Below are 26,966 nucleotides of genomic sequence, written 5' to 3' on the forward strand. Positions count from 1 at the left end.
GGGGTTCAGGCCACCCTCGCGACCAGCGCCGTCGCCACCGCCATCAGCCCCTCGTCGCGCCCCGGGAAGCCGAGGCCGTCCGTGGTGGCGCCGGAGACGGAGACCGGTGCGCCGGCCGCCTCGGAGAGGATCTTCTGCGCCTCGTCCCGGCGCTTGCCGATCTTCGGCCGGGGGCCGATCACCTGGACGGCGACGTTGCCGATGGTGAAGCCCGCCGCGCGCACGATCCGGGCGGCCTCGGTGAGCAGCGTGACGCCGGACGCGCCGGACCACTCGGGCCGTCCGGTGCCGAAGTGCTGCCCCAGGTCACCGAGGCCGGCCGCGGAGAAGAGGGCGTTGCAGGCGGCGTGCGCGACCACGTCCGCGTCGGAGTGCCCGGCGAGTCCCGATCCCTCGCCCTCCCACTTCAGGCCGGCGCACCACAGCTCGCGGCCCTCCTCGAAGGCGTGGATGTCGGTGCCGATGCCGACTCGGGGGAGCATCGGGGTGGTCTCAGAAGCCATCGTTCAGCCTCCTGCGGGCCAGGACCGCCTCGGCGAGGACCAGGTCGAGCGGGCGGGTCACCTTGAACGCCTCCTCGTGACCGGGCACGGTCACCACGGGCAGGCCCAGCTTCTCCACCATGCCGGCGTCGTCGGTCACGTCGTCGGTCACGGTCTCGTGGGCGCGCAGCAGGGTCGCGCGGTCGAAGCCCTGGGGCGTCTGGACGGCACGCAGCCGGGCCCGCTCGGGCGTGGCGACGACCGGCTCGGGCGCGCCGGGCTCGGTGGCCGGTTCGACCTCCTTGACGGTGTCGGCCAGCGGCAGCGCGGGCACCACGGCGGGGGCGCCGTCGCGCACGGCCTCGATGACGGCGTCGACCGTGTCGACCGGGACCAGGGGGCGGGCCGCGTCGTGGACGAGGACGACGCCGTACTCGGGCGGCAGGGCGGCGAGCCCCAGCCGGACCGATTCCTGGCGGCTCTCCCCGCCGGGCACCACCACGAAGTCGGTGCTCCCCCGGCCGCCGCCGGGCGTGCCCCCGGGCAGCGCGTGCGCGTCGAGCAGGGACTTGACCTCGGCGGAACCGTCCGGCGGGGCCACGACGATGACCAGGGAGACATGGCGGGAGGCGGCCAGCGCGCGGACCGCGTGGATGAGCATGGGCGTGCCGTTCAGCGCGCGCAGCGCCTTGGGTGCGCCGGGGCCGAGCCGTACGCCCCGGCCGGCGGCGGGAATCACGGCGGCGACGGGGGTGGCGACGGGGGTGGCGGCGGGCGCGAAGGGCGGTTGCGCGGGCGAGGGACGCGATTCGTCAGACATCGGTTCCTGTCAGGTTTGTGTGCTCGACCTAGTTGGGTATGGCCTGGAGGAGTGCCGGGCGCGACGCCTTGACCGGACCCTTTCCGTGACCCTGGTCGAGCCGTCCACCCGGGCCCGGCACACCGAGTATCGGGGGGCCTGCTTCCTTTTCAGGGGCTTCCCGTGTACGGCACGTAGGCGCCGCGGGGACGAAACATGCCGCAGCGCCCGGCGACAGGTTCCGTGTCATCGGGCACCGCGGCATTTTCGCTGTGCTGCGTGCTGAGAGATGTGCGGGGCGCAGGCGAGTCAGCCGGTCAGCCGACCGGCCTTCGCCACCCACGGCGCGGGCACGTCAGGAGGCGAGCACCTCGTCGAGCAGGGCCTCGGCCTTGTCCTCGTTCGTGTTCTCCGCGAGAGCCAGCTCGCTCACCAGGATCTGGCGGGCCTTCGCGAGCATGCGCTTCTCACCGGCGGACAGTCCGCGCTCGCGCTCACGACGCCACAGGTCACGCACGACTTCCGCGACCTTGATGACATCGCCGGAGGCGAGCTTCTCCAGGTTTGCCTTGTAGCGACGGGACCAGTTCGTGGGCTCCTCGGCGTACGGCGCGCGCAGCACCTCGAAGACCCGGTCCAGCCCGTCCTGACCGACCACATCACGCACGCCGACGAACTCCGCATTGTCCGCTGGCACACGTACCGTCAGGTCACCCTGGGCGACCTTCAGCACCAAGTAGGTCTTGTCCACGCCTTTGATCTGGCGAGTTTCGATGGCCTCGATCAGCGCGGCCCCGTGATGGGGATAGACCACGGTGTCGCCAACCTTGAACGTCATGTGACAGGTACCCCTTCCGTGGCTATCCAGGGTAACACGGATACGGCGTCTTCTGAATGGCGTTTTCGCAGGTCAGGGCATATCTCGGGGCTTGACAAGTGCAACCGGAACGTGCTGCGCGGGGCCCCGGAAGGCGGGAATTCGCAGGTGGGAGGGGCTGTCCGGACGGGGTGAAACGCGTACGTTACACACCTCACGCGCCCACTCCAAGTGGATGAACGTCCCGATTTGTCCGGTTCCTAGCGTACGACTTCCGCTACTCCGTTCGGTGGCCGCGGGGCGGTGCGGGCCGTTTCCGAAATTGATCGAGGGCCGCCGGACGGGTGATGCCGTGATCAATATCGGGGTTGATCACGCATTCCTTCACGGAGATTTTGCGCGCGGTTATCCGAATGGCGTAGCCGGCCTCGGCAAAGTGGCTGAAGAGCCACTTGTGACAGGAGTGACCGGTGTACCGACGTTGACGCCGGGTACCCCCACCTGGCGGGATGCCGGACGCCAGGGGGAGGGTCGGGTGCGGCCGCGCGGGAACGGCTCGGTAACCTGGGGCCGCCGGACAGACACTTAGGGCGGCTTTACAAGGAAGCCGCCCCTGCGTTCAAGGAGTTGCCGCCGCCGTGAGCAGCAGCCTTCGACGCGGCGCCCTCGCCGCCTCTGCCATCGCCTTCTCGATCGCCTCACTCGCCGCCTGCGGCGCCGGCAACGACTCGCAGACCCTGCAGATCAAGCCGGACAACGCGGCGACCACCGTCGGCGACATCAAGATCCAGAACGCCGTGATCGTCACCCAGCCCGACCCGAAGGCGACCGGGCCGGCCGTGGTCTCCGCGCGGCTGTTCAACCAGGGCGCCACCGACCAGACCCTCCAGTCGGTCACCATCCCGGGCACCAGCGACACCGTGAAGCTCACCCCGGCCAAGGGCCAGAAGCTGACCGTGCCGGCCCACGGCTCCCTGATGCTCGGCGGCCCGGGCAACGCCTCCGCCGAGATCCCCGGCGGCCGCGGCAGCGTCCAGGACGGCAACGCCCAGAAGGTCACCTTCACCTTCAGCAAGACGGGCGCGGTGAGCCTGAACGCCTTCGTGGTCCCGGCCACCAGCTACTTCGACAAGTGGGGCCCGAGCCAGATCCCCTCGCCCGCGGCCACCGGCTCCCCGGCCCCCGGCGCCACCGCCTCGGGCAGCGCCAAGCCGGGCAAGCACGACACCGCGAACCCGTCGGCCACCGCGAGCGACACCGCCACGACCGGCGCGGGCACCGGCGTGACCCCGAGCGACTCCGCGTCGCAGTCGGCCGCGGGCCACTGAGCGGTCGTACGGCCAAGCCGAAGGGCGGCCCCCCGCACCGGGGAGCCGCCCTTCGGCGTACCGCTGGCCGCCGTACGGCGACGGCCTGCGGCCTACGGCTCGAACTTGTAGCCGAGGCCGCGCACCGTCACCAGGTAGCGCGGCGCGCCCGGGTCCGGCTCGATCTTGGCGCGCAGCCGCTTGACGTGCACGTCCAGGGTCTTGGTGTCGCCCACGTAGTCGGCGCCCCAGACCCGGTCGATGAGCTGCATCCGGGTCAGCACCCGGCCGGCGTTGCGCAGCAGCATCTCCAGCAGGTCGAACTCCTTCAGCGGCAGGTCCACCTTGGAGCCGCCGACGGTCACCACGTGCCGGTCCACGTCCATGCGGACCGGGCCGGCCTCCAGCGCGGCCGGGGTGACCTCCTCCGGCTCCCCGCGCCGACGCAGCACCGCGCGGATGCGGGCGACCAGCTCACGGGAGGAGAAGGGCTTGGTGACGTAGTCGTCCGCCCCTATCTCCAGACCGACGACCTTGTCGATCTCGCTGTCCTTCGCGGTCACCATGATCACGGGGACGTTGGAACGGCCGCGCAGCTGGCGGCAGACCTCGGTGCCGGGCAGCCCCGGCAGCATCAGGTCGAGCAGGACGAGGTCGGCGCCGTTGCGCTCGAACTCGTCGAGGCCGTCGGGGCCGGTCGCCGCGACGGCGACCTCGAAGCCCTCCTTGCGGAGCATGTACGACAGGGCGTCGGAGAAGGACTCCTCGTCCTCGACGACGAGCACTCGGGTCACGGAAGGACCTCCGGGGCGGGAAGCGGTTCGTACGGGGATGACTCGGTGGGACCGCCGGCCTCGTCGTCGAGGCCGGGCTCGTGGTGCTGCGCGCGGTCGCGGGCCGCGCCCGCCTCCGGCAGTCTGAGGGTGAAGGTGGAGCCTTGGCCCTCGGCGCTCCAGACCGTGACCTCCCCGCCGTGCGAGGCGACCACGTGCTTGACGATGGCGAGACCCAGACCGGTGCCGCCGGTGGCCCGGGAGCGGGCCGGGTCGACACGGTAGAAGCGCTCGAAGATGCGCTCCTTGTCCTTGTCCGAGATGCCGATGCCCTGGTCGGTCACGGCCAGCTCGATCATGTCACCGCCGGGCGCGCTCACCCGGCGGGCGGCGATGCCGACGCGGGTGCGGGCCGGCGAGTAGTTCACGGCGTTCTCGACCAGGTTGCCGAGGGCGGCGGCCAGCTGGCCCCGGTTGCCCCAGACGTGCAGGTCCGCGGTGCCTCCGGCGGCCATGGTGATCTGCTTGGTGCCCGCCTGGTGCCGGCAGCGGTCGACGGCCTCGGCGACCAGCTCGTCCACCTGGACGGACTCGGCGTCCTCCAGGGGGTCGTCGTTCTGCACCCGGGACAGGTCGATGAGTTCCTGCACCAGGTTGGTCAGCCGGGTCGCCTCGATCTGCATGCGGCCCGCGAAGCGCTCCACGGCCTCGGGGTCGTCGGAGGCGTCCATGACGGCCTCGGACAGCAGGGACAGGGCGCCGACCGGCGTCTTCAGCTCATGGCTCACATTGGCCACGAAGTCGCGTCGTACGGCCTCGATCCTGCGGGCCTCGGTCAGATCCTCGACCAGCAGCAGGACCAGGCGGGAGCCGAGCGGCGCCACCCGCGCGGAGACGGCGAGGGCCTCGCCGCGTCCGCTGCCGCGCCGGGGCAGATCCAGCTCGACCTGGCGTATCTCGCCGTCTCTTCGCGTGTCCCGGGCCATCTGGAGCATCGGCTCGATCGACAGCTTGCCGCCGCGCACCAGCCCGAGGGCGTAGGCGGCGGAGCTGGCCTTGACGACGGCGTCGGCCTCGTCGAGGACGACGGCGGAGGAGCGCAGCACCGAGAGAACGGTGTCCACACCGGGCGGGAGTACGGGATCTGTGTGCAAGGAAGTCCTGGTCGGTCGCTTCTGGTCGCGTTCGCTCCAGCGGAACGCCAGCATGGCGATGACGCCGGTGAGCACTCCGGCGATCGCTGCCGCTGCGGCGACCGCCGCGTTCACGTCCATGCGTCCAGGTTAGGCATGGGGCAGGACGTGCCCACAGCCGTGAGGGTGCGACCTCGAACACTCGTCGCCCAGAGTTCACCTTGGAGCCAGTACCGGTTCATTTGGGAAGCCGGAAACGGACGCGTACGGGGCGGAACGTGGGAGCGTGGGGTTCGCGCCGCCGGTTTTGCCGCCGGGCCCCCGGACAACGACCCCGAACCCCCCAAGCACACGTACGAGAGGGAACCTGATGCGGGACGCGTACCACGAGGAACTGGACTCGATCGGCGACGGTCTGGTGGAGATGGCCCGGCTGGTCGGCTCGGCCATCGGACGCGCCACGACCGCCATGCTGGACGCCGATCTGAAGCTCGCCGAAAACGTGATCGAGGCGGACCAGAAGGTCGACGAACTCCAGCACGACCTGGAGGCCCGGGCCATAGCCCTGCTGGCCCGCCAGCAGCCGGTGGCCACCGATCTGCGGATCGTCGTCACGTCGCTGCGCATGTCGGCCGACCTGGAGCGCTCCGGCGACCTCGCCCAGCACGTGGCGAAGCTGGCCCGGCTGCGCTTTCCCGCGCGGGCCGTCCCGCAGGACCTGCACGCGACCATCCTGGAGATGGGCCAGCTCGCGCAGCGCCTGATGGCCAAGGCCGCGGAGGTCATCGTGACCAAAGACGTCGACCTCGCGCTCCAGCTGGAGCAGGATGACGACGAGATGGACCTGCTGCACCGCACCCTCTTCCAGCACCTCATCGACGACCGCTGGAAGCACGGCATCGAGACGGCCGTCGACGTCACCCTCCTCGGCCGCTACTACGAGCGCTACGCCGACCACGCCGTCGCCGTCGCCAAGCGCGTCGTCTACCTGGTCACCGGCGAGCACGCGGACGAACTCCAGCCGGACATCCAGCCGGTGACGGGCGTCGAAGGGGCGTGACCCGGCCGGGTCCGCCCGGCGGTGCCGGCCTGGGCGTCGGCCGGGGGCGCCTCCGTGCGCCGTTGATGCGCCCGGGGGCGCGGGCATGAGATGGATGAGGGCAGTCTCGCCCCCGCCACCTGGCCCCGGCGTCTAGGAGGGACCCATGACCGACTCCCCCAGCACCACCCCCGACCCCACGCAGGAGCGCGAGACCGAACAGGTCGCCGAGATCAGGAGCCTGCCGCTGGTCGCCGCGTGCGGCTGCGGCTCCGGCTGCGGCTGCGGCTGCCAGTCGGGCGGCCCCTGCCAGTGCGGCTGACGACGGCGTCGTCGTAGGACGGTCCCTGCGACGGCGTCGTCGTAGGGCGGTTCCACGGCGGCATCGTCGTAGGACGGTCGGCGAGCGGGCCGGTGCGGACGGGCTCCGCACCGGCCCGCTCGGTCCGTGCCGGACCCGGTCGGCGCTCGCGAAACCCGCGCTCCCGGGCGTCCGGCGACGGGCCCGCGCCTTCAGGGGATCTCCCCATACCGGAAACCCCCTCCACAATTGTCACAGCCATGCCATACGCTGCCTCCAGCAGCCGCGCCCCGCGCATCACCGTGAAACGGCGGTCGTGCCCGGGTGCTGCGCGGCGCACTCATCTCCCCGGTCACGCACCGGGTTTCCTTGTGGGGGTAGCAGCACTGTGCGTATGCGCAGCATCTCGACCGCGACGGCGCTCGCGGTCCTCTTCGGCTCGGCGGCGCTGAGCCTCGGCGCGGCCGGCACCGCCTCGGCCGCTCCGGCCGCCCATGTCACCTCGCCCGGCGGCCTCGCGGTGGACGGGCCCGCGCAGCGGGTGTTCGTCGGCGACAGCACGAGCGGCACCGTCACGGCCACCGACTACTCCGGTGCCGTCCTCGGTTCGGTCGCCGGGGTCACCGGGGTGAGCGATCTCGCGGTCTCGGACGACGGGACGACCGTGTACGCGGCCGCCCCGCAGATCCACGAGATCTGGGCCATCGACGCGAACACGCTCACCGTCAAGGCCCGCTACACCGTCGCCACCAACACCGGCCCGCGCCACGTCGCGTTCAGCGGCGGCAAGGTCTGGTTCTCCTACGGCGACCAGTGGGACGGCGACCTCGGTTCCGTCGACCCCTCGGTGGACCCGGCGAGCGGCACCGACCCGGTGTCGCTGGAGCAGTTCCCGACCGAGGGCACCTCGGTGGGCATCTGGGGCCAGGCCCTGCTGGACACCGACCCGACCCAGCCGGGCATCCTCGGCGTCGCCGAGACCGGGCTGTCCACCGACTCGATGGCCGTGCTCGACGTCTCCAGCGGCAAGGCCGCCCTGGTCGCCTGGCACAACGGCGACTACACGCTGAACAACGGCATCGGGGACATCGACCTGGTGCCCGGCGGCAAGCAGGTGCTGGTCAACGGCCGGGACCGGGACGCCTACGCGGACGGCACGTTCAAGGCCGCCGGCTCCTACCCGAGCGGCCAGTTCGCCGACGTCGCCTCCAACGGACTCGTCGCCCAGGTCAACGGCGGCAAGATCATGACGTACCGGCCCAACGCCACCCTGCCGCTGCGCACCTACGACGAGGGCACCTCCAGCACGGCCGATCTCGCCTGGGCGCCGGACGACTCCCGGATCTTCGCGCTGGTCGGCTCGGACGCCCAGAACTCCGGCTACACCCTCAAGGTGCTCACCGGCCCGGCGCTGAACAACCCGACCCTGACGGTCAACGCCCCGGCGAGCGCGACCCGCGCCAAGCAGCTCACCGTCACCGGCAGGCTGTCCGCGACGGTCCCGCTGCCGACCGGCGCGAAGCTCCAGGTCACCCGGGTCGACCTGGACTCCCCGAGCGGCAAGGCGCTGCCCGCGGTCACGGTGCGCGCGGACGGCACGTACTCCTTCACCGACACCCCGCCCGCCGGCGGCACGGTCACCTACAAGGTGACCTACGCGGGCGACGCCGCGCACTCCGCGGTCACCGCGTCCGACAAGGTCGACGTCTCCCGCGCCACGGCCTCGCTGAGCCTGAACAACAACGGCAAGGTCTACTCCTACGGCGCCGACGTGAAGTTCACGGCGCACCTCGGGACGACCTACAAGAACCGCACGGTCGAGATCTGGGCCAACCCCTACGGCGGCGACAAGCCCAACAAGCTGCTGAAGTCCGGGAAGGTCGACTCCCACGGGAACATCTCCGCGACGGTCGACATGACCCGCGACACGGACGTCACCGCGGTCTTCAAGGGCGACTCCCGCTACAAGCCGAGGACGGTCAAGTCCACGGGCTACGCCAAGGTGAAGACCTCCACCGCGGTGACGAAGTACTACAAGACGGCCAAGATCGGGTCGACGACGTACTACTGGTTCCACAAGAACACCGACCCGCTGCTCACCACGACCATGACGTACTACCCGGGCCGCATGCAGCGCATGGACCTCCAGGTCTACTACGGCGGCAAGTGGTACACCGCCGACGGCAGCCCGGAGTACTTCAAGCTGGCCTCGAACGGCAAGTCGGCCGTGAGCCTCGGCGCCCCCGGCACCTCCGGCATCAAGGCCCGCATGCGCTCGTCGTACATCAACAACTCCTCGGGCGACAACGTCAACACGACGACGTACGGCTCGTGGAAGTACCTGTACTTCTCCAACTGACGCACCGTCTGCGAACGGCCGTCGCCCGGGTTCATCTCGGGCGGTGGCCGTTCGCCGTGCGGCCGGCGGCTCCCCGGCACGGCGCGTGTCACAGGTGGCGCAGTCCCATCCCGCCCATGCCGCCGCCCGTGAGGTTGGTTGCCAGCAGGGGCGCCCAGAAGACGGCGATCGCGAGCGCCAGCGAGGCGAGACCGACGGCGCGGGCGACGAGACGGCCCCTCGGCAGGCGCTTCTCCGTGGTCACGACGGCGGCCAGTCCCACCATGGCCCAGGGGTTCATCACGCCGAACGCCGTGAACAGCAGCATCAGGGACCAGCAGCAGCCCAGGCAGAAAGCGCCGTGGTGCGCTCCGGCGCGCAGGTGGCGCGAGGGGCCGCGGTACGACGCGTAGCGCAGCAGCAGGCCGATCGGCGAACGGCACTTGGCGAGGCAGCGGTCCTTCAGGGGGCTGAGCTGGTAGACGCCGTTGACGGCGAAGACGGCGGCGGCCGCCGCGGTTCCGGCCGCGGGACGCGTGGTCGCGAGGTGCGTCGCGCCGCCGGCCAGGGCGTATGCCGGCAGCCCGGCGGCGGACCAGACCAGCACGTAGCCGGCGGTGAAGGCGATCATGCGCGGCGTCCGGTGGACGGGGACCGTCCGCGCGTACAGCGCGGCGACGGGCGACGTGGCCGGCAGCATCATCGCGGCCATCATCACGGTCCACATGCCCAGGAAGGCGGGCAGGTCCCAGGCCATCGCCCCGGACCCCATGTCCCCCCGGCGCAGCGCCACCCATGCCCAGGCCGCGGCCGCCGCGAGCAGCAGCAGCTCCGAGTGGCCCGCGCCGTGCCGTACGGTGATCGCCGTCCTGGTCACGCCGACCACGAGAAGGGCGCCGAGTGCGCATTGCGGCCGGTGAAGTCCCAGGAGCGGCCGTGTACGCCGGTGCCGATGGCCCGCGTCGACCGGGCGATCGTCAAAGTGCTGTTGGCCGGGTGGAACATGCCGGTCAGCCCCATCACGGGACCGTCCGCACCGAGTTGTGGGGCCACCTGGTCCTCGATCTCGATGTCGATGGCGTCCGCCACCCGCACCGTGTGGCGGCGGCCGTCGTCGTGGAAGGCGATGGGGACGCGTTCGACGCCGAGAACCTCGCCGACGAGGGGGACGAGCGCCGCCATCGGCCCGCCCACCTGCCCGGAGAAGACCTTGCCCAGCGCGTCCGCCTGGCTGTCGTCGGCCGAAGCGTCGACGTACAGCACGATCTGCCAGCCGCCGTCGGCCATCACGCGGGGCGCGTCGGCGAACACGACGACGCTGTGGTCCGACACGTCCACACCGCCGACCTCGCCCTGTGCGACGTGGAACGCGAGGGTCACCTGGCAGCGCTCGTTGTCGGCGGGCGCGGTCATGCCCGAGGTGGTACACGGGCACACGGTGTCGCAGTTGCAGCTCTCAAGGTACGTACCGCTCAGATTCCAAGCCATCTCCGCACTCCCGCCTGGTCCACGCGCCCGGCCGACGGAGCGGAAGCTCTGGGATGTGCGCGCCGCCCCTGTGCGGCGCCTCGACCTCATGGACCCCATGCGTCACGGACCCGGTGGCCCCATGCGGAAATCGGAGGGCGGACGCGTGTCCCGCGCCCACTCGGCCACAAGATCGCCACCAGGAGGAACTCCCTGGCCCGAACGGCCGCCCGAACAACTCCAGGCTAGCCCCGCACCACGCCGCCCGCTGCTCACTCCCGGTGGCTCAACCGAACAGCTCCAGTCCCTCCCAGCCGCGTTCGCCGCCCACCGCCCACGCGTCCAGCAGCTCCCGGGCCTCGGCCTCGGGGGCGGCCAGCCAGACGGTCTGCGCGCCGCTGTGCGTCCGCACGCTGGTCTCGTCGTAGTCGACCCGGCCCTCGCTGCAGCATGCGCACAGCATGTGGAAGCCGCTCGCCGGCTCGGCTCCGAAGTCCCGCGCGAAGAACGAGTCCACCAGGGCGTCGACGTCGGTTGCGTCCGCCGCGTGCACGGTCGTGTGCAGCGTCGGCAGCGAGGACGCCTCGAAGAGCAGCAGTTCGTCGAAGACGGCGACGCGCCGCCCGTTGTACGTCCGCTCGCCGTTCGGCTCCCCGTCGTGCACGACGATCTCCCCGAAGCGACGGCCCTTCGTGGCCGGGACGTTCATCACCCGTCCGCGCGTCGGGCAGAGCCGCTGGATCCAGACCACCTCGCGCTCACCACCCGTGTCCAGCCGTACGCAGGCCGGGCCGAAGGCGCCGTTGATCTCCCCCTCGCCCTCCGGCATGGGTATCCCGAAGCCCTCCCAGGCGTCACGGGCGGTCGCCCAGTCCCGCTGGATCGTGGCGGCGACGCCCAGGTTCCAGAACGCCGGGTCCTGCTCGCCGCGGGGCGAACGCGCGGCAGCCTCACGGCCGAGTTCACAGGCCTTCGCCCAGTTGCGCAGGAACTTGTACGCCAGTGCCGCGTCGTACCACCACGCCGCGCTGGGACCCTCGTCCGGATAGTGCGCGAGGACCTGCTCGTACAACTCGGCGGAACGCAGCCACTCCCGCGCCTCCCACATCTCCCGAGCCCGCCCCAGCAACCGCCCCGCCTCGGACTTCTCCACGCCCCTGCCCCTCCCGCTGACCAGGCAGGGAGTTTCGCACGACGAGGGGAGGGGGCGGGAGGGGGGCGTCGAACCCCCGAAAAGCCGTGGCTGCCGTCTTCGAGGGCGCGTACGCTCCCGCTCGCCGAGGCTGGAGGCCGAGATGTCCGACGAGTCCACCGAGTACTACACGCTGATCTGCGACGACCCGTCCCACGAGGTGGTGCTCATCGACTGCGGACCCCGCGACATGGACGTGACCCGAGCAGTGCGCAAGGTGACCGGGCTGAGCCTGTGGCACAGCCGGGTCCTGGCCCGCCAAGCGCCCGTCACCCTCCTCGGGGGCCTGTCCGCACACAGAGCCCAGTCCGCCGTCGCCCTGCTCCAGAGCGCCGGCGCCGAAGCGGAGTGGAGACAGGAACCGGAGCGGGGAGCGAGCACGGCCCCTTCGCGGTGACAGCCGGAGGCAGCGAAAAGCCCCCTACCCGCGGAGATCCCGCACCAAGGGGGCTTACTCGTGAGCGCTTACTTCTTCTTGCCCTGGGTGTTGCCGGGGATCTTGGTGAGCTGGGTTTTTGCTGGTCAGGGGTGGTGGGTTCATACGCCTGGTGGTCGTCGTCGGTCGCCATTGGCCACTGTTGAGTGACCTCGGACGGCCCAGAGACGGCCCAACCCTGCCCGCGCGGGACCGCCTGACTGGCGCCGGGGCCTTCGATGCGGCGTCTGAACCTCAGCCGACGAAAGGCAACCACGACGGCGAGTCAGCCGATCGACCAGGCGCGCGTATGCCTCGCTGCACCCCCACCAGCCTCAGCCACGCTGCTGATGCCGTCGACCAGAGCAAGCATCGACGGCCGGCCCGTGACCACCGTGCCCGAGCCATCAGCTTGGGAAGCTTGGGTGTTCCGGGCCCTGTCTCCTTCAGCGACCTGCGGCGGGTGGGGTTTGAGGCTCGATCACGCATACCTTCGGTCTCCGCTCTTCCCCGTAGTTCCCCGCAGGATCTGGCACGCGAGTGGCACGGCCCCTTGCCGGGTGGCGCGGGCGGCGGCTGGCCCTTGAAGTGCTTGATCCTCAGTCCACGACAGGCAGCCACAATGGTGGGTACGCCACCGGATCAGGCGCGCGTGTGCCAGGGACACCCACCACCGGGCCTCAGCCACGCTGCTCGGGGACGTCCGCGGGCAGCGGGTCTCGCCGACGGAAGCGCTAGGGGTGAACCGTGGACGATGCCTTCTTGCCGAAGCGACCGGGCAGGGACTTTGTGGCGTATCTTCCCCCGCGGCAGGTAACTTGTCGTCTCGTTGAGGGGCTACGAAGCCACCTGATAGCGCTGGGGGGCATTGATGGATCCACAGGTAGCAGCCCTTGCGGGCACTGCTGGCACAACAATCGTCACGCTCATGGCTACGGATGCCTGGCAGCGCACACGTGAGGGAGTCGTAGCCATCTGGCGGAAGGTCGCCCCGGAGCGGGCTGACTCCGTGGCTGGTGAACTTGACCAGACTCGCGAGGATCTACTGGCGGCACGCAGTGGTGAGGACCCGCAGACGGAGACTGAGCTCCGAGCGGAGTGGCAAGGCAGGGTGCGACGGCTGCTCCTTACTGAGCCCCACGTTGCAGAGGAACTGAGGGCACTGCTGGACGAACTCTCCCCGCAAGGTACGGCGGGCGGCAATTCTGTTCAGATGCATGCTTACGCGACAGGAAATGGACGGGTATACCAGGCCGGGCGCGACCAGCACATCCAAGAGTCGTGAGCGATTCCGAAAAGCACATGACGCTTCGCGCGCAAGCATCTGATCAGGCTCGGGTATATCAGGCTGGGCGCGACCTCTACGTCAACGAAAGTGGCGAAACTGCCGCACCACCTACGGTCATCCCGCTAAGTCAAACGGGAATTATCCGAGGCGATTTCGTAGGGCGTGATGGTGAGGTTGAACGTATCCTCGCCCATCTTCAACCGGCAGAGGATAGTGAGGCTAGCTCTGTCTTGGTGCTATCAGGACTCGGAGGCATTGGCAAGACAGAGCTCGCCACCCGGGCTGCTAACCTAGCAATGGACCGGAAGCTGTTCCCCGGAGGCGCCGTATTTGTTGACCTTCGCGGATATGATGCCATAACCGATCTCTCCGTTTACCCGCACCAGGTTTATTCTCCAGCACTTAAAGCACTAGGGGTAGATGCAATCGACCCCATGCCGGAGAATGTTGGTCCACAGTTTCATACTGAATTGCAAAAGCGGGCGGACGCCAAACTGCCCGTTTTGCTTTTTTTGGACAACGCTCGCGACCCGGGGCAAGTTCTTTCGCTCATCCCGAATTCTCATGTGCATAGAGTCATCGTTACATCTCGCAACGCAATCGCACCACTGCTTCCTGGAGCAGTTAACGTCCGACTCGATGTACTCGCACCTGAAGATGCGGTGAACCTGGTCAAGGTTAAGGCGAAAAGGGAACTGCCATCCGGAGACTGTTACGAGTTGGCGAGACTCTGTGGTCATCTTCCGCTGGCGGTAAGCATCGTCGGTGCCATCCTGGCTTCCGACCCAGAGTTGTCTCCAACGGAACTTGCGGATGAACTCGCGCAAGAAGAGCAACGACTGGAGGGGCTGGAGCATGAAGATGTTGCCGTTCGCGCGGCTTTCGAACGATCCTATGTTCGACTAAATGAATTCCATGCCGCAACGTTCAGGGCCCTCTCCCTTAGTCCAGGTACCGACTTGTCGGTAGAGGCAGCAGCTGTTCTGCTCGACACCCAGCAGGTGAAGGCGAGGCGGGCCCTGCGGCACCTCCTTAACTGCCACCTAGTGGAGGCGGGCAATAACCCGGGCAGGTGGAGGATGCATGACTTGGTCCGCCTCTATGCAGCTGAACAGGCGCAGAGCAGCGACAGCAAGGACTCGCGTGACGCTGCTCAAGCAAGACTCGTTTCTTACCTCTCAGCTAGGGCTGAACATGCGGCTGAATGGATCAATGGCCACCCAGAGAAGCAGCCGGCTGTGGGTTTCATCGACCGTGCCGCCGCCATGGAGTGGCTCGCTATCGAGGCGTCGAACCTGGTCGCTAGTGCAGAGATCTCCGCAAAGTTGGGAAAGTCTGACACGAGTGCGGACTTGGCTGCATCGGTCGTGCCCTATCTGATTAATGCGGCGGACTTTTCTTCCTCCTTGTCCGTCCTTTTTATCGGGATAGAGGCTGTGAGGAGAAGTGGAGATCAGTCACGCCTAGCTGGCGCTTATAACAATCTCGGTATCACGTATACCTCTATGAGGAAGTACCGAGATGCAGTGCGCTGGTTCAATAAATCCGTAGCCCTTGCACGCTCCCTTAATGATTTTGATACCGAGGCGCGAGCGCTTATCAATCTAAGTGGTGCTCTGAGAGATCTGGTCGGCGTTGAGGCCAGCATGGAACCTTTGCGCAGGGCTATGAAAATTAGGGGAGAGCATGGGCGAGGCGATGGCTTCGGTCTCACTAATCTGGGCATCTCTCTTCGCGAAGCGGGCAGGTTCCAAGAGGCTGAGAAGGTGCTAAAGCAAGCCCTCGTGGTCCACGCAAAGAATGGGGCCAGAAAGGCAGAAGCCTCGACGCTGGCGCAACTCGGAACGACTCTTATTCAGAGAGCAACACGGGAGACCTCCACTCCCCTTCTGAAAGACGGAGCGCAATATCTGGGTGCGGCGATTGCGGCCTATCGAGACGTGAGAGATCGCCAGGGCGAAGCAATGTGTTTTCTCAATCTGGGAAACGCGATTAGTCTGACTTCAGACCTCCGAAAAGCGCTTGACGCTTATGAATCCGCTCTACGGCTGTTTCGTGACGCGGGAGACGATCACGGGCAGGGGACCGTCATGACTGCTATCGGCCTTGCCTTGATGACGCACGGTGAGAGCGAACGTGGCCGCTCTGCGCTAAAGGAGGCTGAGCGGCTTCTTGAGCCATTTGATGAACCTGACCGAAAGCGGTTGATAGCGGAGTACCTTCGAGGGGCGATTAAGTAGGTTCGGTCGCCGCAGTTGCGAAGCCTGCTGTTGCTCGGAGCGCGGCACGGGCGCCGGCCGGGCTGGAGCGGGACGAAGGCAGGAGCGCAGGCCCGGCCGGGGGCCGGGCCGCGCGCGGTGAGCGGAGCGAGCCGCCTTGAACCCGTGGAGAAGGTTGTGACTCAGTCGTCGGCTGAGATGCGCCACAAGGGTGCTGCGTGCTGCTCTGGGCGGCTGCTGATGAGGAGTTGGCGTAGTTCTTCGCGCTGGGAACCGCTGAGGTTCAGGGCCTCGGTGATGCGGCGGAAGGTCGTGTGGGTGACTCCGCGGGCTCGCGCCTCGCGCTGGAACCGGTCGAGTCGGGACAGTACGTCGTCGGGTTCGAGCTTCGCCGGTGCCGGCCCAGTGAGCCAGGTTGCCTTGTTGCGTTCGTAGTCGATTTCCGAGAAGCCGCAGATCTCCCGGCTATATGCCTCGGCTTCGTCCAGGGCGGCGGTCGTCATGATGGCGCGGGCCAGGTTGTTGCGGCTGACCGCGTCGTCCAGGTCGACTTCGTGGACGGTGGCTCCCTCGTCGGTGAGGGGTACGGGGAGGCCAGCGTCGCGTACTTCGCAGATGCCGCGGACTCCGCGAGCTGTTGCGGCGAGCATCGCGGTTGCCTCTGAGGGGTGCCACTTAAGGACACCGCTGATCGTCTCCACGTCCTTCGACGTGAAGGTGTGGACAAGGGGTCCGAGCAGGGGGCTTAGGACGGCGGGCGAGATCTCGCCGTCCAGCCCTGGTCCTGCGACCAGCAGTCGGATCGGGGCGTTAACCTGGCAGCAGGCGGCGAGTGTGAGCGCGTCGGCGAGCGGGCTCTTCAGGGTGGGTTCGTCGCCCTGGGCGAGGATGTCTCCGCCGACGTCCAGCAGATCGATCGACGTGGGAGCCAGGTGGGCCACCAGTTCTTCCATCTGCCGTGCGATGCCCTCGGCGCCATAGTGGGGGTCGAGCAAGGTGAAGGTGTGCGGGAGTGCTGCCGCAAGGCGGGGGAGTGTGGAACCTGCCGGTGCGATCGGCTCGGCAGTGGCCGGCACAGTCCAGACCGAGCGGGTGAGAGGTTCGAGCCCGCTGAAGTTGTCGGCTCCGCGGGGGCCCGGGATCGGGTCGACCAGGAGGCGGTCCCAGGCGTAGGTGAGGATCACCGCCTGGTCCTCGTCGCCATACAGGGCCGCGTGAAGCATGGCGGCGGCGACAGCGTCGCCCCCTCCCCCGGCCGCGACGATCAACCGCGTCATGTGCTCCACATTACGGGCTCTCGTATTGGCCATTCACCCTATAGTGGCTAGAGGCCATAGCCACTTTTACGAGGAGGGGACATGCCGCAGATCGAGGAGGCTCAGCCGAAGTATCTCCAGATCGCGCACTACATCCGCGATCAGATCCTTCGGGGTGACCTGCGCGCAGGGGACGAGGTCCCGTCGGAACGGCAGTTGGCGGCGGACTGGAAGGTCTCCCGGCCTACCGCGGCCCGGTCACTGGAGGCGCTGAGTCATCAGGGCCTCGTCGAGAAGCGCCAGGGGTCGGGAACCTACGTGCGCAGCCTCGAAGTGAACCGGCGCGCACGGGAGTTGTACGGCCGCGCTCGGCAGACCGGGAAGATCTACACGCCCGGCGAGTATGCGGTGATCACGTCCACCGGCTGGATGGACGCGCCCGAGCACGTCGCGGAGGCCCTGGGGCTGTCGAAGGATCGTCGGGCGGTGCACCGCCGGCGGGTGACGAACAACCAGGACGGACCGATCACCCTGTCCACGTCATGGTTCGCGCCGGACGTCGGCCAGCGTGCGCCCAAACTCCTGGAGCCCGAGCGGATCCAGGAAGGGACGCTGATGTACGTCGAGAACATGACGGGCCGGAAGGGCAGTTACGCCGAAGACCGCATGTGCGCCCGGACCGCCACCGACGAAGAAGCGGCTGCTCTTCAACTGGGCGCAGACTCGGCTGTGTTGGTCGTCCACCATGTGGTCTACGACCTCCAGGACCGGCCCCTGGAGTTCTCCGAGGCGACCTACCCGCCGCACCGCTGGGCGTTCGAGCAGGGGTACCCCCTCGCCTGATGGAGGTGTAGTTCGTGCGAACGCCTTGCGTACCGCGAGTGGCTAATGCCACTATCCAGTAAGTGGCTAAGGCCACTTAGAAGAGGGCACGGGCGTGACAAGGTCGGCGGCCGGTTCATGGCGCGCACTTGGCTTGCCGGGGATGTCGGGGGCGCGGCTGGAAGCGTGTTGGTTCGCGCACGTCGGTGGCCCTTGCCGCCGCCAATGACCGCACCCGTGCCACGTCGAAGCGGCGCTGCCTCGACTGCGACGGCAGCGGTAAGGAGTGAGCGCGGATGACCTACGTGATCGACCGCTATCCCTGCGAGGAATCGCCGCGGTTGGGAGCGATGATCCTGGATCCGACTCCGGAGTCCGTACCCCGGGCCCGGCGCTGGTTCCGGAAGTTCATCGCTCCGTACAACCCGGCCTGTTCGGTCGACGACTGCACGCTGATGATCTCGGAGTTGGTGACCAACGCGATCCTCTATGGTCGGTCGGAGGGGGAGTGGCGTGTGCGGGTGGAGTGGTTCCGGGACGCCACCTCGCTGCGTGTGGAGGTACACAATCCCGGCTTCCCGGCGAGTGTTCGCCTGCGCCGGCCGGATGCCGAGGACGCGCACGGGCGCGGACTGCTCCTGGTCGACTCCATCGCCGAGTCCTGGCACTCCGGGCCCAGCCGCTTCGGGGGAACGGTGGTCGCCTTCGTGATGGCCGATGCCTGGCCCTTGTGAGCCAGGCGCCCCCGCGCAGATATCAGGGGTCCAGCGGCGGGCTCCGCTCACTTCTTCCGGAAATCCTGGGCAAGCCAGCCCTCGGCCAATCGGACCCGGGCCTGACCCTCCAACACCCGACGGCCCGGAGACGGCCCAGACGCAGCGAAAAGCCCCCTCCCCGCGGCGAACCCGCAGGCAGGGGGCCTGATAGTGCCGCGTTACTTCTTCTTGCCCTGGTTCTTGACCGCCTCGATGGCGGCTGCGGCGGCCTCCGGGTCGAGGTACTTGCCACCCGGGGTGACGGGCTTGAAGGCGGAGTCGAGTTCGTAGAAGAGGGGGATGCCCGTGGGGATGTTCAGGCCCGCGATGTCGGCGTCGGAGATGCCGTCCAGGTGCTTGACCAGGGCGCGCAGGGAGTTGCCGTGGGCGGCGACGAGGACCGTGCGGCCGGACAGGAGGTCGGGGACGATCGCGTCGTACCAGTAGGGGAGCATGCGGACGACGACGTCCTTCAGGCACTCGGTCCGCGGGCGCAGCTCCGGCGGGAGGGTCGCGTAGCGGGCGTCGTCGAACTGGGAGAACTCCGAGTCCTCGGCGAGCGGGGGCGGCGGGGTGTCGTAGGAGCGGCGCCAGAGCATGAACTGCTCCTCGCCGAACTCCGCCAGCGTCGCCGCCTTGTCCTTGCCCTGGAGGGCGCCGTAGTGGCGCTCGTTCAGGCGCCAGCTGCGGTGGACCGGGATCCAGTGGCGGTCGGCGGCCTCCAGGGCCAGCTGGGCGGTGCGGATCGCACGCTTCTGGAGGGACGTGTGGACCACGTCGGGCAGCAGGTCGGCGTCCTTCAGGAGCTCGCCGCCGCGGACTGCCTCCTTCTCGCCCTTCTCGTTCAGGTTGACGTCCACCCAGCCGGTGAACAGGTTCTTCGCGTTCCACTCGCTCTCGCCGTGGCGGAGGAGGATCAGCTTGTACGGTGCGTCGGCCATGCCTCAGAGCGTAATCCACGCCCCGTGGGCGGCGACGCGGCCGACCAGTGGGTGGATCGTTGACGGCATCTGTTAATCGAGTGGTCACTGTCAGACCCCCTATGTAAGTTGTGCTTGCGCTGTCGGCCGCTTACAACTTCAGGGGGTCCCCTCATGCCCGCCGCCCGTCTCGGACGTGCTGCCCGGGAAGCCGTCTCCGGGCTTCCCCGTGAGTTCTGGTGGCTGTGGACCAGCACCCTCGTCAACCGGCTCGGCGCCTTCGTGGCCACCTTCATGGCCCTCTACCTCACCCTCGACCGCGGGTACTCCGCCTCGTACGCCGGTCTCGTCGCCTCGCTGCACGGGCTGGGCGGGGTCGTCTCCGCGCTCGGCGGCGGGGTCATGGCCGACCGGCTCGGCCGGCGGCCCACCCTGCTCGTCGCCCAGTCGGCCACCGCCGTCTTCGTCGCGCTGCTCGGGTTCATGACCGGTCCGGTCGCCATCGCCGGAGTCGCCTTCCTCGTCGGCATGGCCTCCAACGCCTCCCGGCCCGCGGTGCAGGCGATGATGGCCGACATCGTGCGGCCCGAGGACCGGGTGCGGGCCTTCTCGCTCAACTACTGGGCCATCAACCTCGGTTTCGCCGTCTCCTCCGCGGCCGCCGGCTTCATCGCCGAGTTCAGCTATCTCGCCGGGTTCCTGATCGAGGCCGGGATGACGGCCGCCTGCGCCCTCGTCGTCTTCCTCAAGGTCCCCGAGTCCCGGCCGGACGCTCCGGCCAAGCGGTCCGGGGGCGGCGCCGAGGCCGGGGTCAGCCTGGCCACCGTGCTGCGCGACGGCCGGTACATGGCCGTGGTCGGGCTGTCCTTCCTGGTCGCCCTGATCTTCCAGCAGGGCTCGGTGGCACTGCCGGTGGCCATGGGCCGGGCCGGGTTCTCGCCCGCGGACTACGGCCTCGCCATCGCCGTCAACGGCGTCCTGATCGTCGCCCTCCAGATCCCGGTCACCCGGTTCATCGAGCACCGCGATCCGCGCAGCCTGCTGGTCCTCTCCTCGCTGCTGGCGGGGTACGGCTTCGGGCTCACCGCCTTCGCCGGTTCGGTCGGCGCCTTCATGGCCACGGTGTGCGTGTGGACCCTCGCCGAGATCGTCAACGCGCCGACCCAGACCGGGCTCGTCGTCCGGCTCTCCCCCGTGCACGGACGCGGGCGCTACCAGGGCATGTACAGCCTGTCCTGGTCCGTCGCCGCGCTGGTCGCACCGCTGATGTCCGGGCAGGTCATCGACCGGTTCGGGGCCGAGTGGCTGTGGGGGACGTGCGCCGTCGTGGGCACGGCCGCCGGGCTCGGCTACGGACTGCTGATGCGGGGGCTGCGCAAGGACGACCGTACGGACGAGGCCGGTGCCCGCGGCGGCGCCCTCGCCGAAGGCGCGGCGGCACCCGCCCCCGAGCCCAGCGCCTGACGCCCCGGGCCCGGCAACCGGACCCGCGCCCAACCGGGTGAAAAGTGGCGCGGGTCACACACGGCGCTGTCACATTCCCCGGCCCGCTCCCGTCAATGAGGTGTAGCCAGCAGCGACCACACCACAGGAGCGCACCCACCATGGATGCTCGTCTGAACCTGATGACCAGCCCCGTCGGCGCCAAGTTCTTCAAGTACGTCAACTCGGCGGGCAAGGTGCTCACGGACTCCACCGTGCCGCACGCCACCCAGGAGCTGGTGAAGCTCCGCGCCAGCCAGATCAACGGCTGCGGGTTCTGCACCGACATGCACACCAAGGACGCCGAGGCCGCGGGCGAGAGCACCCAGCGGCTCCACCTGGTCGCGGCCTGGCGCGAGGCCACGGTGTTCACCGAGGCCGAGCGTGCCGCGCTGGAGCTGGTGGAGCAGGGCACGCGGATCGCGGACGCGGCCGGCGGGGTGACCGACGAGGCCTGGACGGAGGCCTCGAAGCACTACGACGAGGAGCAGCTCGCCGCCCTCGTCGGCCTGATCGCGATGATCAACCTCTACAACCGGCTGAACGTCATCGTCCGGCAGCCGGCGGGCGACTACCGGCCGGGCATGTTCGGCTGACCGGCCGGCAAGGGGCGGCGGCCGGTACGGGGGTCCGGCCGGTCCGTCCCGCCGGTACGCGGCCATCCCGCCGGGGCGCGTGTCACGGGTGCATGCGCGCCCCCTTCAGCACCTTGTCCACCCCGTTGCGCGGGCCGTACACCGCCAGCCCGACCAGGTCCAGATCGGCCGTCGGCACGGCGCGTACGGCCGCGCGGTTGTCGCGGTCGTTGCCGGTGGCGAACAGGTCCGCCGTGAACACCGCGCAGGGCAGGGCCCGGCCGAGGGCCCGCTCGTGCGCCGCGCGCAGGGTCTCCTTCTCGCCCTCGAAGACCAGCACCGGCTGCCGGAACATGGGCAGGTACGTCACCCCGTCCGCGTCCTCGTACGGCTCCCCCACCACCTCGGGCAGGGTCGCGCCCAGGCCGCTGACCAGGAACGCGGTGACGTTCAGGCGCTGCCAGGGGGCCAGGTCCGCGCGGAGCAGGACGGCGATCTTGGTGTCGAAACGGACGGGTTCGGCGCTCAGGGAACTCATGGGTCGAGACTGCCGACCGCCGCCCGACGCCGTCTTGTACGTTGTTTGCATGGCCGTGAGCAGGGCCGCGAGCGAGGCCCCGGGGGAGGAAGTGAACGCGTGGCGCCCCCGCGTGCCGGGCGTCACCGAGGTGTTCCACGCCCATTTCACCGAGTACGCCTACCCCATGCACGTCCACGACGCCTGGACGCTGCTGATCGTGGACGACGGGGCGGTCCGCTACGACCTGGACCGCCATGAGCACGGCACCCCGCTGGACACGGTCAGCCTGCTGCCGCCGCACGTGCCGCACAACGGCTCCCCGGCGACCCCGGGCGGCTTCCGCAAGCGGGTGGTGTACCTCGACAGCAGCCGACTGGGCGAGGAGCTGATCGGGGCCGCCGTCGACGGGCCCGACCTGCGCGATCCCGTGCTGCGCCGGCGCGTCGGACAGCTGCACTCGGCCCTGGCCCGCCCCGGCGACGAGCTGGAGGCGGAGAGCAGGCTGACCCTGGTCGGCGAGCGGCTGCGGGACCACCTGCGCCGCCGCACGGATCCGCCGCGGCCCGGGCGCGACCCCCGGCTCGCGCGCCGCTTGCGGGAGTTGCTGGACGCACGGCTCGTCGACGGCGTCGCCCTGGCCGAGGCGGCGGCGCTGCTGCACGCCCATCCCGCCCACCTCGTCCGGGCGTTCAGCGGCGCGTACGGCATCGCCCCGCACCAGTACCTGATGTCCCGCCGGGTCGGCCGGGCCCGCCGGCTGCTGCTGGACGGGCTGCCGCCGGGCGAGGTCGCGGCCCTGACCGGCTTCTACGACCAGGCCCATCTCTCCCGGCACTTCCGGAAGTTGGTCGGGGTGCCGCCGGGCCGCTACCGGCGCGGGGCGCGCCGCGGGGCGTAGCCGCCGGGGGTCACTCGGCCGGGCGGTCGAGCAGGTGCTTGAAGGCGTCCAGGTTGCGGGTGGGTTCGCCGCGGGAGACGCGCCAGGCGTACTCCTTGCGGATGGAGGTGGCGAAACCCAGCTCCAGAAGGGTGTTGAAAGCGCCGTCGGCCGCCTCCAGGACCTGGCCGAGGAGGCGGTCGATCTCCTCGGGGGTGACGGCGGCGAGCGGGAGGCGCGCGGTGACGTAGACGTCGCCGAGCCGGTCGACGGCGTAACTCACGCCGTACAGCTTGAGGTTGCGCTCCAGCAGCCAGCGGTGGACGCCCGCCTCGTTCTCGTCGGGGTGGCGGACGACGAAGGCGTTGAGGGAGAGGGAGTGCCGGCCGGCGAGGAAGGAGACCGTGGTGGACAGCTTGCGCGTGCCGGGCAGCTTGACCACGTAGTTCCCGGGCTCGGGACGCTCCCACTCCAGTTCGGCGTCCTGGAAGACGGCCTCCAGGACCTGTCCGGCCTTCTCGACATCACCCATGGTGGGAGCGTACGCGACGGCGGTGCGACTGGGTCGCGGCCGTGTAGACGTCGGCGGTCGCCGCGGCCGCCGCGTCCCAGCCGAAGCGCCGGGCGTGCCGGGCGGCGGCCTCGCCCATGTGCGCGGTGAGGGCGGGCTCGTCGGCGAACCGGCCGAGCACGCGGGCGTAGTCGGCCGGTTCGTGCCCGTCGACCAGGAAGCCGGTCTCGCCGTCGCGCACGGCCACCGGCAGTCCGCCGACCGAGGCGGCGAGCACCGGGGTGCCGGCCGCCTGCGCCTCGATGGCGACCAGCCCGAAGGACTCGCTGTACGACGGCATGACCAGCACGGAGGCGGCCCGGAACCAGTCCGCGAGCTGTTCCTGGCCGACCGGCGGGCGGAACCGCACGACGTCCGCGATGCCGAGCCGGGCGGCGAGCTTCTGGAGCCCCTCGGGCTTGGCGAGGCCGCTGCCGCTGGGGCCGCCGACCACCGGGACGAGGATGCGGGAGCGCAGCTCGGGGCGCTCGTCGAGGAGGACGGCCACCGCGCGCAGCAGCACGTCCGGGGCCTTCAGGGGCTGTATGCGGCCCGCGAAGACCGGGATCAGGGCGTCCGCAGGCAGGCCGAGGCGGGCGCGGGCGGCGGCCCGGCCGTCGGCGGGGCGGAAGCGCTCCAGGTTCACGCCGGGGTGGACGACGGCGACCTTGGCGGGGTCGGCCTCGTAGTGCCGGGCGAGTTCGCCGGCCTCCTCGGCGGTGTTGGCGATCAGCCGGTCCGCGGCGGCGACGACCTGCATCTCGCCGATGACCCGGGCGGCGGGCTCGGGACGGTCGCCGGCGGCCAGGTTGGCGTTCTTGACCTTGGCCATGGTGTGCATGGCGTGCACCAGGGGCACGCCCCAGCGCTGGGCGGCGAGCCAGCCGACGTGGCCGGAGAGCCAGTAGTGGGAGTGGACCAGGTCGTAGTAGCCGGGGCGGTGGCCGGCCCACGCCTGCATCACCCCGTGGGTGAAGGCGCACAGCTGGGCGGGCAGCTCCTCCTTGGCCAGCCCCTCGTACGGCCCCGCGTCGACGTGCCGGACCAGCACGCCGGGGGCGAGCTGGACGGTGGGGGGCAGGTCGCCGGCCGTGGCCCGGGTGAAGACCTCGACCTCGATGCCGAGCGCGGCCAGCCGCTGGGCCAGCTCCACGATGTAGACGTTCATGCCGCCGGCGTCGCCGGTGCCGGGCTGGTGCAGGGGTGAGGTGTGGACGGAGAGCATGGCCACCCGGCGGGGTCTGCGGTGCAGCCGGAGCCGGGGAGCGGCGGACGGGGAGCGGCGCACGAGCCTGCCGGTGTACTGGCTCACGTGGCGGTCCTCCTTGTGGGCATGCCGTCGGGAGGACTCGCCCGCGCCCTCCACGGTGGTGCAACAGCGGCGGGGGTGCCGGCCATTTCCGGAACAAGCGGCTTTACCGAATCATTACCTTTTTGGGCTCAACTCCGTCCGGCCGGCCGCGCCCCTTACCCTCGTACGCATGGCCTCCCGCACCACCCTCCCCCGCTCCCGGCTGCGCCCGGGCGGCGGGGCGCCCGTCGTGGGCACCGTGACGCGCGGGACCACCAACCCGAACCGGCTGCGCCGCATGGACCGCTGGATCGCCGCGACGCACGGCGCCGAGCTGCGCCGGGCCGGCGAACCGGTCGTGGTCGACCTCGGCTACGGCGCCGCCCCGTGGACCGCCGTCGAGCTGCTCGGCCGGCTGCGCACCGTCGCCCCGCGCACCCGGGTCGTCGGCGTCGAGATCGAACCGGAGCGGGTGGCTGCGGCCCGGCCCTACGAGCGGGACGGGCTGGTCTTCCGGCACGGCGGCTTCGAGGTGCCGGTGCCCGGGCGCCCGACGCTGATCCGGGCCGCGAACGTGCTGCGGCAGTACGACGAGGCCGAGGTCGCCGCCGTCTGGGAGCGGCTGTGCGCGCGGCTGGCCCCCGCGGGCGGCGGCTCGCGCGGCGGGCTGCTGGTCGAGGGGACGTGCGACGAGATCGGGCGGCGGCACGTGTGGGTGGCGCTCGGCCCCGAGGGGCCCCGGACGGTCACCTTCGCCACCCGTCTCGGCTCGCTGGAGCGCCCCTCCGACCTCGCCGAACGGCTGCCGAAGGCGTTGATCCACCGCAATGTGCCCGGTGAGCCGGTGCACGCGTTCCTGCGCGACTTCGACCGCGCCTGGGCGGGGGCCGCGCCGTACGCCTCGTACGGCGCGCGCCAGCGCTGGATGCGGGCGGTGCGTTCCCTCACCGGCGACTGGCCGGTGACCGACGCGCCGGGCCGCTGGCGGCAGGGCGAAGTGACCGTGGCGTGGGAGGCGTTGGCGCCCCGGAACTGAAACCACCCTTTCGGGTGGCCGTCAACGGAACGATCCCCGGGCGCCGTTCGTCACACGGGCGGGGTGGTCGTCGTGGCGGCCGGGGCGTTCGAGGCAGGGGGGAAAGTCCGACTTTCCCCACGGCCTCTGTCGCTTTGCGCGCGGCCGTGGCACGATCCCTCAGGCATCCGTATGTTACTGACGGTAAATCAGCTGGGGGGTAGGTATGGGTACGGGCAAGCGTGGTCTGCTCGCGGCCGCCCTGACCGTGGTCTGCGCGGTGACCGTGCTCGCGGCGCCCGGTGCGGCGTTCGCCGCCCCGGCACCGCCACCGGGGGCCGGCGCGCCCGCTCCGAGCCCGACTCCCGTGCCGGACAAGGACCTCGAACAGGTCCGGCAGAAGCTCGACACGCTCTACCACGACGCGGCCGTCGCCACCGACGCGTACAACGCGGCCGAGGAGAAGGCGAAGAAGCAGTCCGCCGAGATCGTCGCGCTGGCCGAGAAGATCGTGGCCGGGCAGCAGAAGCTGGCGAAGCTCAAGGACCAGGCGGGCGCGGCGGCCCGGGAGCAGTACCGCGGCGGCGGGCTGCCGCCCACGGCCCAGTTTCTGCTCAGCGACGACCCGGGACAGGTCCTGGACGACGCCGGCCTGGTCCTCCAGGGGCAGCAGGCGGCCAACCATCTGATCGGCGAACTGTCCGACACCCAGCGGCAGTTGCAGGACTACGCGAACGACGCCGCCGCCCAGTGGAAGAAGCTGGACGCGGACCGCAGGGCCAAGGCCGACGCCAAGAAGAAGATCCAGCAGCAGATCGACGCCGCGAAGAAGCTGGAGTCGTCGCTGGAGAAGAAGCAGAAGGAGCGGCTCGCCCAGCTGGAGCAGCAGGCCGCGCTCAAGGCGCAGACCGCCTGGCTGGACACCGGCATCCTCAAGAAGATCCACGGCAAGGCGTCCGCCGAGGGCGAGAAGGCCGTGGCGTTCGCCACCGCCCAGATCGGCAAGCCGTACGTGTGGGGCGCCGCGGGCCCGGACTCCTTCGACTGCTCGGGCCTGACCTCCCAGGCGTGGGCCGCGGCCGGCCGGCCCATCCCGCGCACCTCGCAGGAGCAGTGGAAGCAGCTCAAGCACATCGCGGTGAAGGACATGCGCCCCGGCGACCTCGTCATCTACTTCGACGACGCCAGCCATGTCGCCCTCTACATAGGCGACGGCACGATCGTCCAGGCCCCCCGCCCGGGCCGCACGGTGACGGTCGCGGGGGCGGGCTCGATGCCGATCCTGGGCGTCGTCCGACCGGACGCGTGACACGGCGGGCGGCCCAGGGCCCGC

26 protein-coding genes are annotated in these 26,966 nt (G+C 70.0%); 13 read left to right on the forward strand and 13 right to left on the reverse strand.

All coding sequences use genetic code 11. The features are described 5' to 3' along the window. Positions 1–5: 5 nt before the first annotated feature. The 3 genes from ispF to BLW85_RS18670 all read right to left on the reverse strand — a co-directional run bounded on the left by ispF (position 6) and on the right by BLW85_RS18670 (position 2,119). On the reverse strand, positions 6–503 hold the full coding sequence (gene ispF / locus BLW85_RS18660; protein ID WP_074992643.1) for a 2-C-methyl-D-erythritol 2,4-cyclodiphosphate synthase: 498 nt from the start codon (positions 501–503) through the stop codon (positions 6–8). Continuing rightward, positions 493–1,302 carry a 2-C-methyl-D-erythritol 4-phosphate cytidylyltransferase gene (gene ispD, locus BLW85_RS18665; RefSeq protein ID WP_074992644.1) on the reverse strand — a complete coding sequence of 270 codons (810 nt, stop codon included), beginning with the start codon at positions 1,300–1,302 and terminating at the stop codon, positions 493–495. Before ispD ends, ispF begins: the two co-directional genes overlap by 11 nt. 334 nt (positions 1,303–1,636) lie before the next feature. After that, complete coding sequence (locus BLW85_RS18670; RefSeq protein WP_003953493.1) at positions 1,637–2,119, reverse strand: CarD family transcriptional regulator; 483 nt, start codon at positions 2,117–2,119, stop codon at positions 1,637–1,639. A gap of 617 nt (positions 2,120–2,736) precedes the next feature. Between BLW85_RS18670 and BLW85_RS18680 the strand changes: the two genes are divergently transcribed. Continuing rightward, positions 2,737–3,426, forward strand: coding sequence for a copper chaperone PCu(A)C domain-containing protein (locus BLW85_RS18680; protein WP_074992645.1), 690 nt, complete (start codon positions 2,737–2,739; stop codon positions 3,424–3,426). Between the two features lie 92 nt (positions 3,427–3,518). Here BLW85_RS18680 and phoP read toward each other — a convergent pair whose 3' ends face one another. Together phoP and phoR are read right to left on the reverse strand one after the other, a co-directional pair. After that, a complete protein-coding gene (gene phoP, locus BLW85_RS18685) occupies positions 3,519–4,199 on the reverse strand; it encodes a two-component system response regulator PhoP (RefSeq protein ID WP_014673455.1) in 681 nt (226 codons plus the stop codon). Further along, on the reverse strand, positions 4,196–5,452 hold the full coding sequence (gene phoR, locus BLW85_RS18690) for a two-component system sensor histidine kinase PhoR (protein ID WP_070024114.1): 1,257 nt from the start codon (positions 5,450–5,452) through the stop codon (positions 4,196–4,198). Before phoR ends, phoP begins: the two co-directional genes overlap by 4 nt. Before the next feature lie 229 nt (positions 5,453–5,681). On the opposite strand from phoR, the gene phoU reads away from it, so the two are divergent. The 3 genes from phoU (at position 5,682) to BLW85_RS18700 (ending at position 9,010) form a co-directional block, all read left to right on the forward strand. After that, positions 5,682–6,371 (forward strand): phosphate signaling complex protein PhoU, encoded by a 690-nt coding sequence (gene phoU, locus BLW85_RS18695; protein WP_070024116.1) that lies wholly within the window; start codon positions 5,682–5,684, stop codon positions 6,369–6,371. 145 nt (positions 6,372–6,516) lie between these two features. Further along, positions 6,517–6,672 (forward strand): hypothetical protein, encoded by a 156-nt coding sequence (locus tag BLW85_RS39435; RefSeq protein ID WP_167381417.1) that lies wholly within the window; start codon positions 6,517–6,519, stop codon positions 6,670–6,672. A 373-nt stretch (positions 6,673–7,045) separates the two neighbouring features. Further along, a complete protein-coding gene (locus tag BLW85_RS18700) occupies positions 7,046–9,010 on the forward strand; it encodes a YncE family protein (RefSeq protein ID WP_079172363.1) in 1,965 nt (654 codons plus the stop codon). A gap of 88 nt (positions 9,011–9,098) precedes the next feature. On the opposite strand, the gene BLW85_RS18705 is transcribed toward BLW85_RS18700, so the two are convergent. From BLW85_RS18705 to BLW85_RS18715, 3 genes are all read right to left on the reverse strand, one after another. Continuing rightward, entirely contained in the window at positions 9,099–9,866 is a 768-nt protein-coding gene (locus tag BLW85_RS18705) for a DUF2182 domain-containing protein (protein WP_074996122.1), read from the reverse strand. Next, the gene (locus BLW85_RS18710; protein WP_074992647.1) at positions 9,863–10,477 is read right to left on the reverse strand and encodes a DUF1326 domain-containing protein; all 615 of its coding nucleotides are present in this window, start codon (positions 10,475–10,477) and stop codon (positions 9,863–9,865) included. Before BLW85_RS18710 ends, BLW85_RS18705 begins: the two co-directional genes overlap by 4 nt. A 265-nt stretch (positions 10,478–10,742) precedes the next feature. Continuing rightward, positions 10,743–11,609 (reverse strand): tetratricopeptide repeat protein, encoded by an 867-nt coding sequence (locus BLW85_RS18715; RefSeq protein ID WP_074992648.1) that lies wholly within the window; start codon positions 11,607–11,609, stop codon positions 10,743–10,745. Between the two features lie 142 nt (positions 11,610–11,751). Here BLW85_RS18715 and BLW85_RS18720 point away from each other — a divergent pair, with 142 nt between their 5' ends. Next, positions 11,752–12,045 carry a ribosomal protein L7/L12 gene (locus tag BLW85_RS18720; protein ID WP_074992649.1) on the forward strand — a complete coding sequence of 98 codons (294 nt, stop codon included), beginning with the start codon at positions 11,752–11,754 and terminating at the stop codon, positions 12,043–12,045. A gap of 1,299 nt (positions 12,046–13,344) precedes the next feature. Further along, positions 13,345–15,591 (forward strand): tetratricopeptide repeat protein, encoded by a 2,247-nt coding sequence (locus BLW85_RS18730; protein WP_143060454.1) that lies wholly within the window; start codon positions 13,345–13,347, stop codon positions 15,589–15,591. 161 nt (positions 15,592–15,752) lie between these two features. On the opposite strand, the gene BLW85_RS18735 is transcribed toward BLW85_RS18730, so the two are convergent. Further along, on the reverse strand, positions 15,753–16,847 hold the full coding sequence (locus BLW85_RS18735) for a DUF1152 domain-containing protein (protein ID WP_074996123.1): 1,095 nt from the start codon (positions 16,845–16,847) through the stop codon (positions 15,753–15,755). Positions 16,848–16,928: 81 nt separating this feature from the next. On the opposite strand from BLW85_RS18735, the gene BLW85_RS18740 reads away from it, so the two are divergent. Continuing rightward, positions 16,929–17,669, forward strand: a complete 741-nt coding sequence (locus BLW85_RS18740) for a GntR family transcriptional regulator (protein ID WP_074992652.1) — start codon at positions 16,929–16,931, stop codon at positions 17,667–17,669. 275 nt (positions 17,670–17,944) lie between these two features. Then, positions 17,945–18,382, forward strand: coding sequence for an ATP-binding protein (locus tag BLW85_RS18745; RefSeq protein ID WP_074992653.1), 438 nt, complete (start codon positions 17,945–17,947; stop codon positions 18,380–18,382). Between the two features lie 200 nt (positions 18,383–18,582). Here BLW85_RS18745 and BLW85_RS18750 read toward each other — a convergent pair whose 3' ends face one another. Beyond that, entirely contained in the window at positions 18,583–19,344 is a 762-nt protein-coding gene (locus tag BLW85_RS18750; RefSeq protein WP_070024126.1) for a phosphoglyceromutase, read from the reverse strand. Between the two features lie 153 nt (positions 19,345–19,497). Between BLW85_RS18750 and BLW85_RS18755 the strand changes: the two genes are divergently transcribed. Together BLW85_RS18755 and BLW85_RS18760 are read left to right on the forward strand one after the other, a co-directional pair. Continuing rightward, positions 19,498–20,787 (forward strand): MDR family MFS transporter, encoded by a 1,290-nt coding sequence (locus BLW85_RS18755; RefSeq protein ID WP_070024128.1) that lies wholly within the window; start codon positions 19,498–19,500, stop codon positions 20,785–20,787. A gap of 140 nt (positions 20,788–20,927) precedes the next feature. Further along, positions 20,928–21,401 (forward strand): carboxymuconolactone decarboxylase family protein, encoded by a 474-nt coding sequence (locus BLW85_RS18760; RefSeq protein WP_070024130.1) that lies wholly within the window; start codon positions 20,928–20,930, stop codon positions 21,399–21,401. 82 nt (positions 21,402–21,483) lie between these two features. On the opposite strand, the gene BLW85_RS18765 is transcribed toward BLW85_RS18760, so the two are convergent. Next, positions 21,484–21,969 carry a DUF2000 domain-containing protein gene (locus tag BLW85_RS18765; protein WP_177329885.1) on the reverse strand — a complete coding sequence of 162 codons (486 nt, stop codon included), beginning with the start codon at positions 21,967–21,969 and terminating at the stop codon, positions 21,484–21,486. Between BLW85_RS18765 and BLW85_RS18770 the strand changes: the two genes are divergently transcribed. Then, positions 21,968–22,798: an AraC family transcriptional regulator gene (locus BLW85_RS18770; RefSeq protein WP_070024131.1), complete on the forward strand. Its 831-nt coding sequence runs from the start codon at positions 21,968–21,970 to the stop codon at positions 22,796–22,798. The two genes, BLW85_RS18765 and BLW85_RS18770, sit on opposite strands and share 2 nt — an antisense overlap. 10 nt (positions 22,799–22,808) lie before the next feature. On the opposite strand, the gene BLW85_RS18775 is transcribed toward BLW85_RS18770, so the two are convergent. Together BLW85_RS18775 and mshA are read right to left on the reverse strand one after the other, a co-directional pair. Further along, the gene (locus tag BLW85_RS18775; protein ID WP_074992654.1) at positions 22,809–23,309 is read right to left on the reverse strand and encodes a type III secretion system chaperone family protein; all 501 of its coding nucleotides are present in this window, start codon (positions 23,307–23,309) and stop codon (positions 22,809–22,811) included. Further along, on the reverse strand, positions 23,302–24,639 hold the full coding sequence (gene mshA / locus BLW85_RS18780; RefSeq protein WP_070024505.1) for a D-inositol-3-phosphate glycosyltransferase: 1,338 nt from the start codon (positions 24,637–24,639) through the stop codon (positions 23,302–23,304). Before mshA ends, BLW85_RS18775 begins: the two co-directional genes overlap by 8 nt. Before the next feature lie 169 nt (positions 24,640–24,808). On the opposite strand from mshA, the gene BLW85_RS18785 reads away from it, so the two are divergent. Both BLW85_RS18785 and BLW85_RS18790 read left to right on the forward strand, forming a co-directional pair. Beyond that, positions 24,809–25,654, forward strand: coding sequence for a class I SAM-dependent methyltransferase (locus BLW85_RS18785; protein ID WP_177329883.1), 846 nt, complete (start codon positions 24,809–24,811; stop codon positions 25,652–25,654). A 205-nt stretch (positions 25,655–25,859) separates the two neighbouring features. Next, positions 25,860–26,942, forward strand: coding sequence for a C40 family peptidase (locus BLW85_RS18790; protein ID WP_074992655.1), 1,083 nt, complete (start codon positions 25,860–25,862; stop codon positions 26,940–26,942). The last annotated feature ends 24 nt before the right edge of the window (positions 26,943–26,966 follow it).

Source organism: Streptomyces misionensis, from assembly GCF_900104815.1.
GTDB lineage: Bacteria > Actinomycetota > Actinomycetes > Streptomycetales > Streptomycetaceae > Streptomyces > Streptomyces misionensis.

Coding starts and splice junctions, on each gene's coding strand:
- phoU (WP_070024116.1), top strand. CDS start 5,682: ATGCGGGACGCGTACCACGAGGAACTGGACTCGATCGGCGACGGTCTG.
- BLW85_RS39435 (WP_167381417.1), top strand. CDS start 6,517: ATGACCGACTCCCCCAGCACCACCCCCGACCCCACGCAGGAGCGCGAG.
- BLW85_RS18790 (WP_074992655.1), top strand. CDS start 25,860: ATGGGTACGGGCAAGCGTGGTCTGCTCGCGGCCGCCCTGACCGTGGTC.
- BLW85_RS18760 (WP_070024130.1), top strand. CDS start 20,928: ATGGATGCTCGTCTGAACCTGATGACCAGCCCCGTCGGCGCCAAGTTC.
- BLW85_RS18720 (WP_074992649.1), top strand. CDS start 11,752: ATGTCCGACGAGTCCACCGAGTACTACACGCTGATCTGCGACGACCCG.
- BLW85_RS18755 (WP_070024128.1), top strand. CDS start 19,498: ATGCCCGCCGCCCGTCTCGGACGTGCTGCCCGGGAAGCCGTCTCCGGG.
- BLW85_RS18700 (WP_079172363.1), top strand. CDS start 7,046: ATGCGCAGCATCTCGACCGCGACGGCGCTCGCGGTCCTCTTCGGCTCG.
- BLW85_RS18775 (WP_074992654.1), bottom strand. CDS start 23,309: ATGGGTGATGTCGAGAAGGCCGGACAGGTCCTGGAGGCCGTCTTCCAG.
- BLW85_RS18745 (WP_074992653.1), top strand. CDS start 17,945: ATGACCTACGTGATCGACCGCTATCCCTGCGAGGAATCGCCGCGGTTG.
- BLW85_RS18750 (WP_070024126.1), bottom strand. CDS start 19,344: ATGGCCGACGCACCGTACAAGCTGATCCTCCTCCGCCACGGCGAGAGC.
- phoR (WP_070024114.1), bottom strand. CDS start 5,452: ATGGACGTGAACGCGGCGGTCGCCGCAGCGGCAGCGATCGCCGGAGTG.
- BLW85_RS18735 (WP_074996123.1), bottom strand. CDS start 16,847: ATGACGCGGTTGATCGTCGCGGCCGGGGGAGGGGGCGACGCTGTCGCC.
- BLW85_RS18785 (WP_177329883.1), top strand. CDS start 24,809: ATGGCCTCCCGCACCACCCTCCCCCGCTCCCGGCTGCGCCCGGGCGGC.
- BLW85_RS18770 (WP_070024131.1), top strand. CDS start 21,968: ATGGCCGTGAGCAGGGCCGCGAGCGAGGCCCCGGGGGAGGAAGTGAAC.
- ispD (WP_074992644.1), bottom strand. CDS start 1,302: ATGTCTGACGAATCGCGTCCCTCGCCCGCGCAACCGCCCTTCGCGCCC.
- BLW85_RS18670 (WP_003953493.1), bottom strand. CDS start 2,119: ATGACGTTCAAGGTTGGCGACACCGTGGTCTATCCCCATCACGGGGCC.
- BLW85_RS18765 (WP_177329885.1), bottom strand. CDS start 21,969: ATGCAAACAACGTACAAGACGGCGTCGGGCGGCGGTCGGCAGTCTCGA.
- BLW85_RS18740 (WP_074992652.1), top strand. CDS start 16,929: ATGCCGCAGATCGAGGAGGCTCAGCCGAAGTATCTCCAGATCGCGCAC.
- BLW85_RS18710 (WP_074992647.1), bottom strand. CDS start 10,477: ATGGCTTGGAATCTGAGCGGTACGTACCTTGAGAGCTGCAACTGCGAC.
- ispF (WP_074992643.1), bottom strand. CDS start 503: ATGGCTTCTGAGACCACCCCGATGCTCCCCCGAGTCGGCATCGGCACC.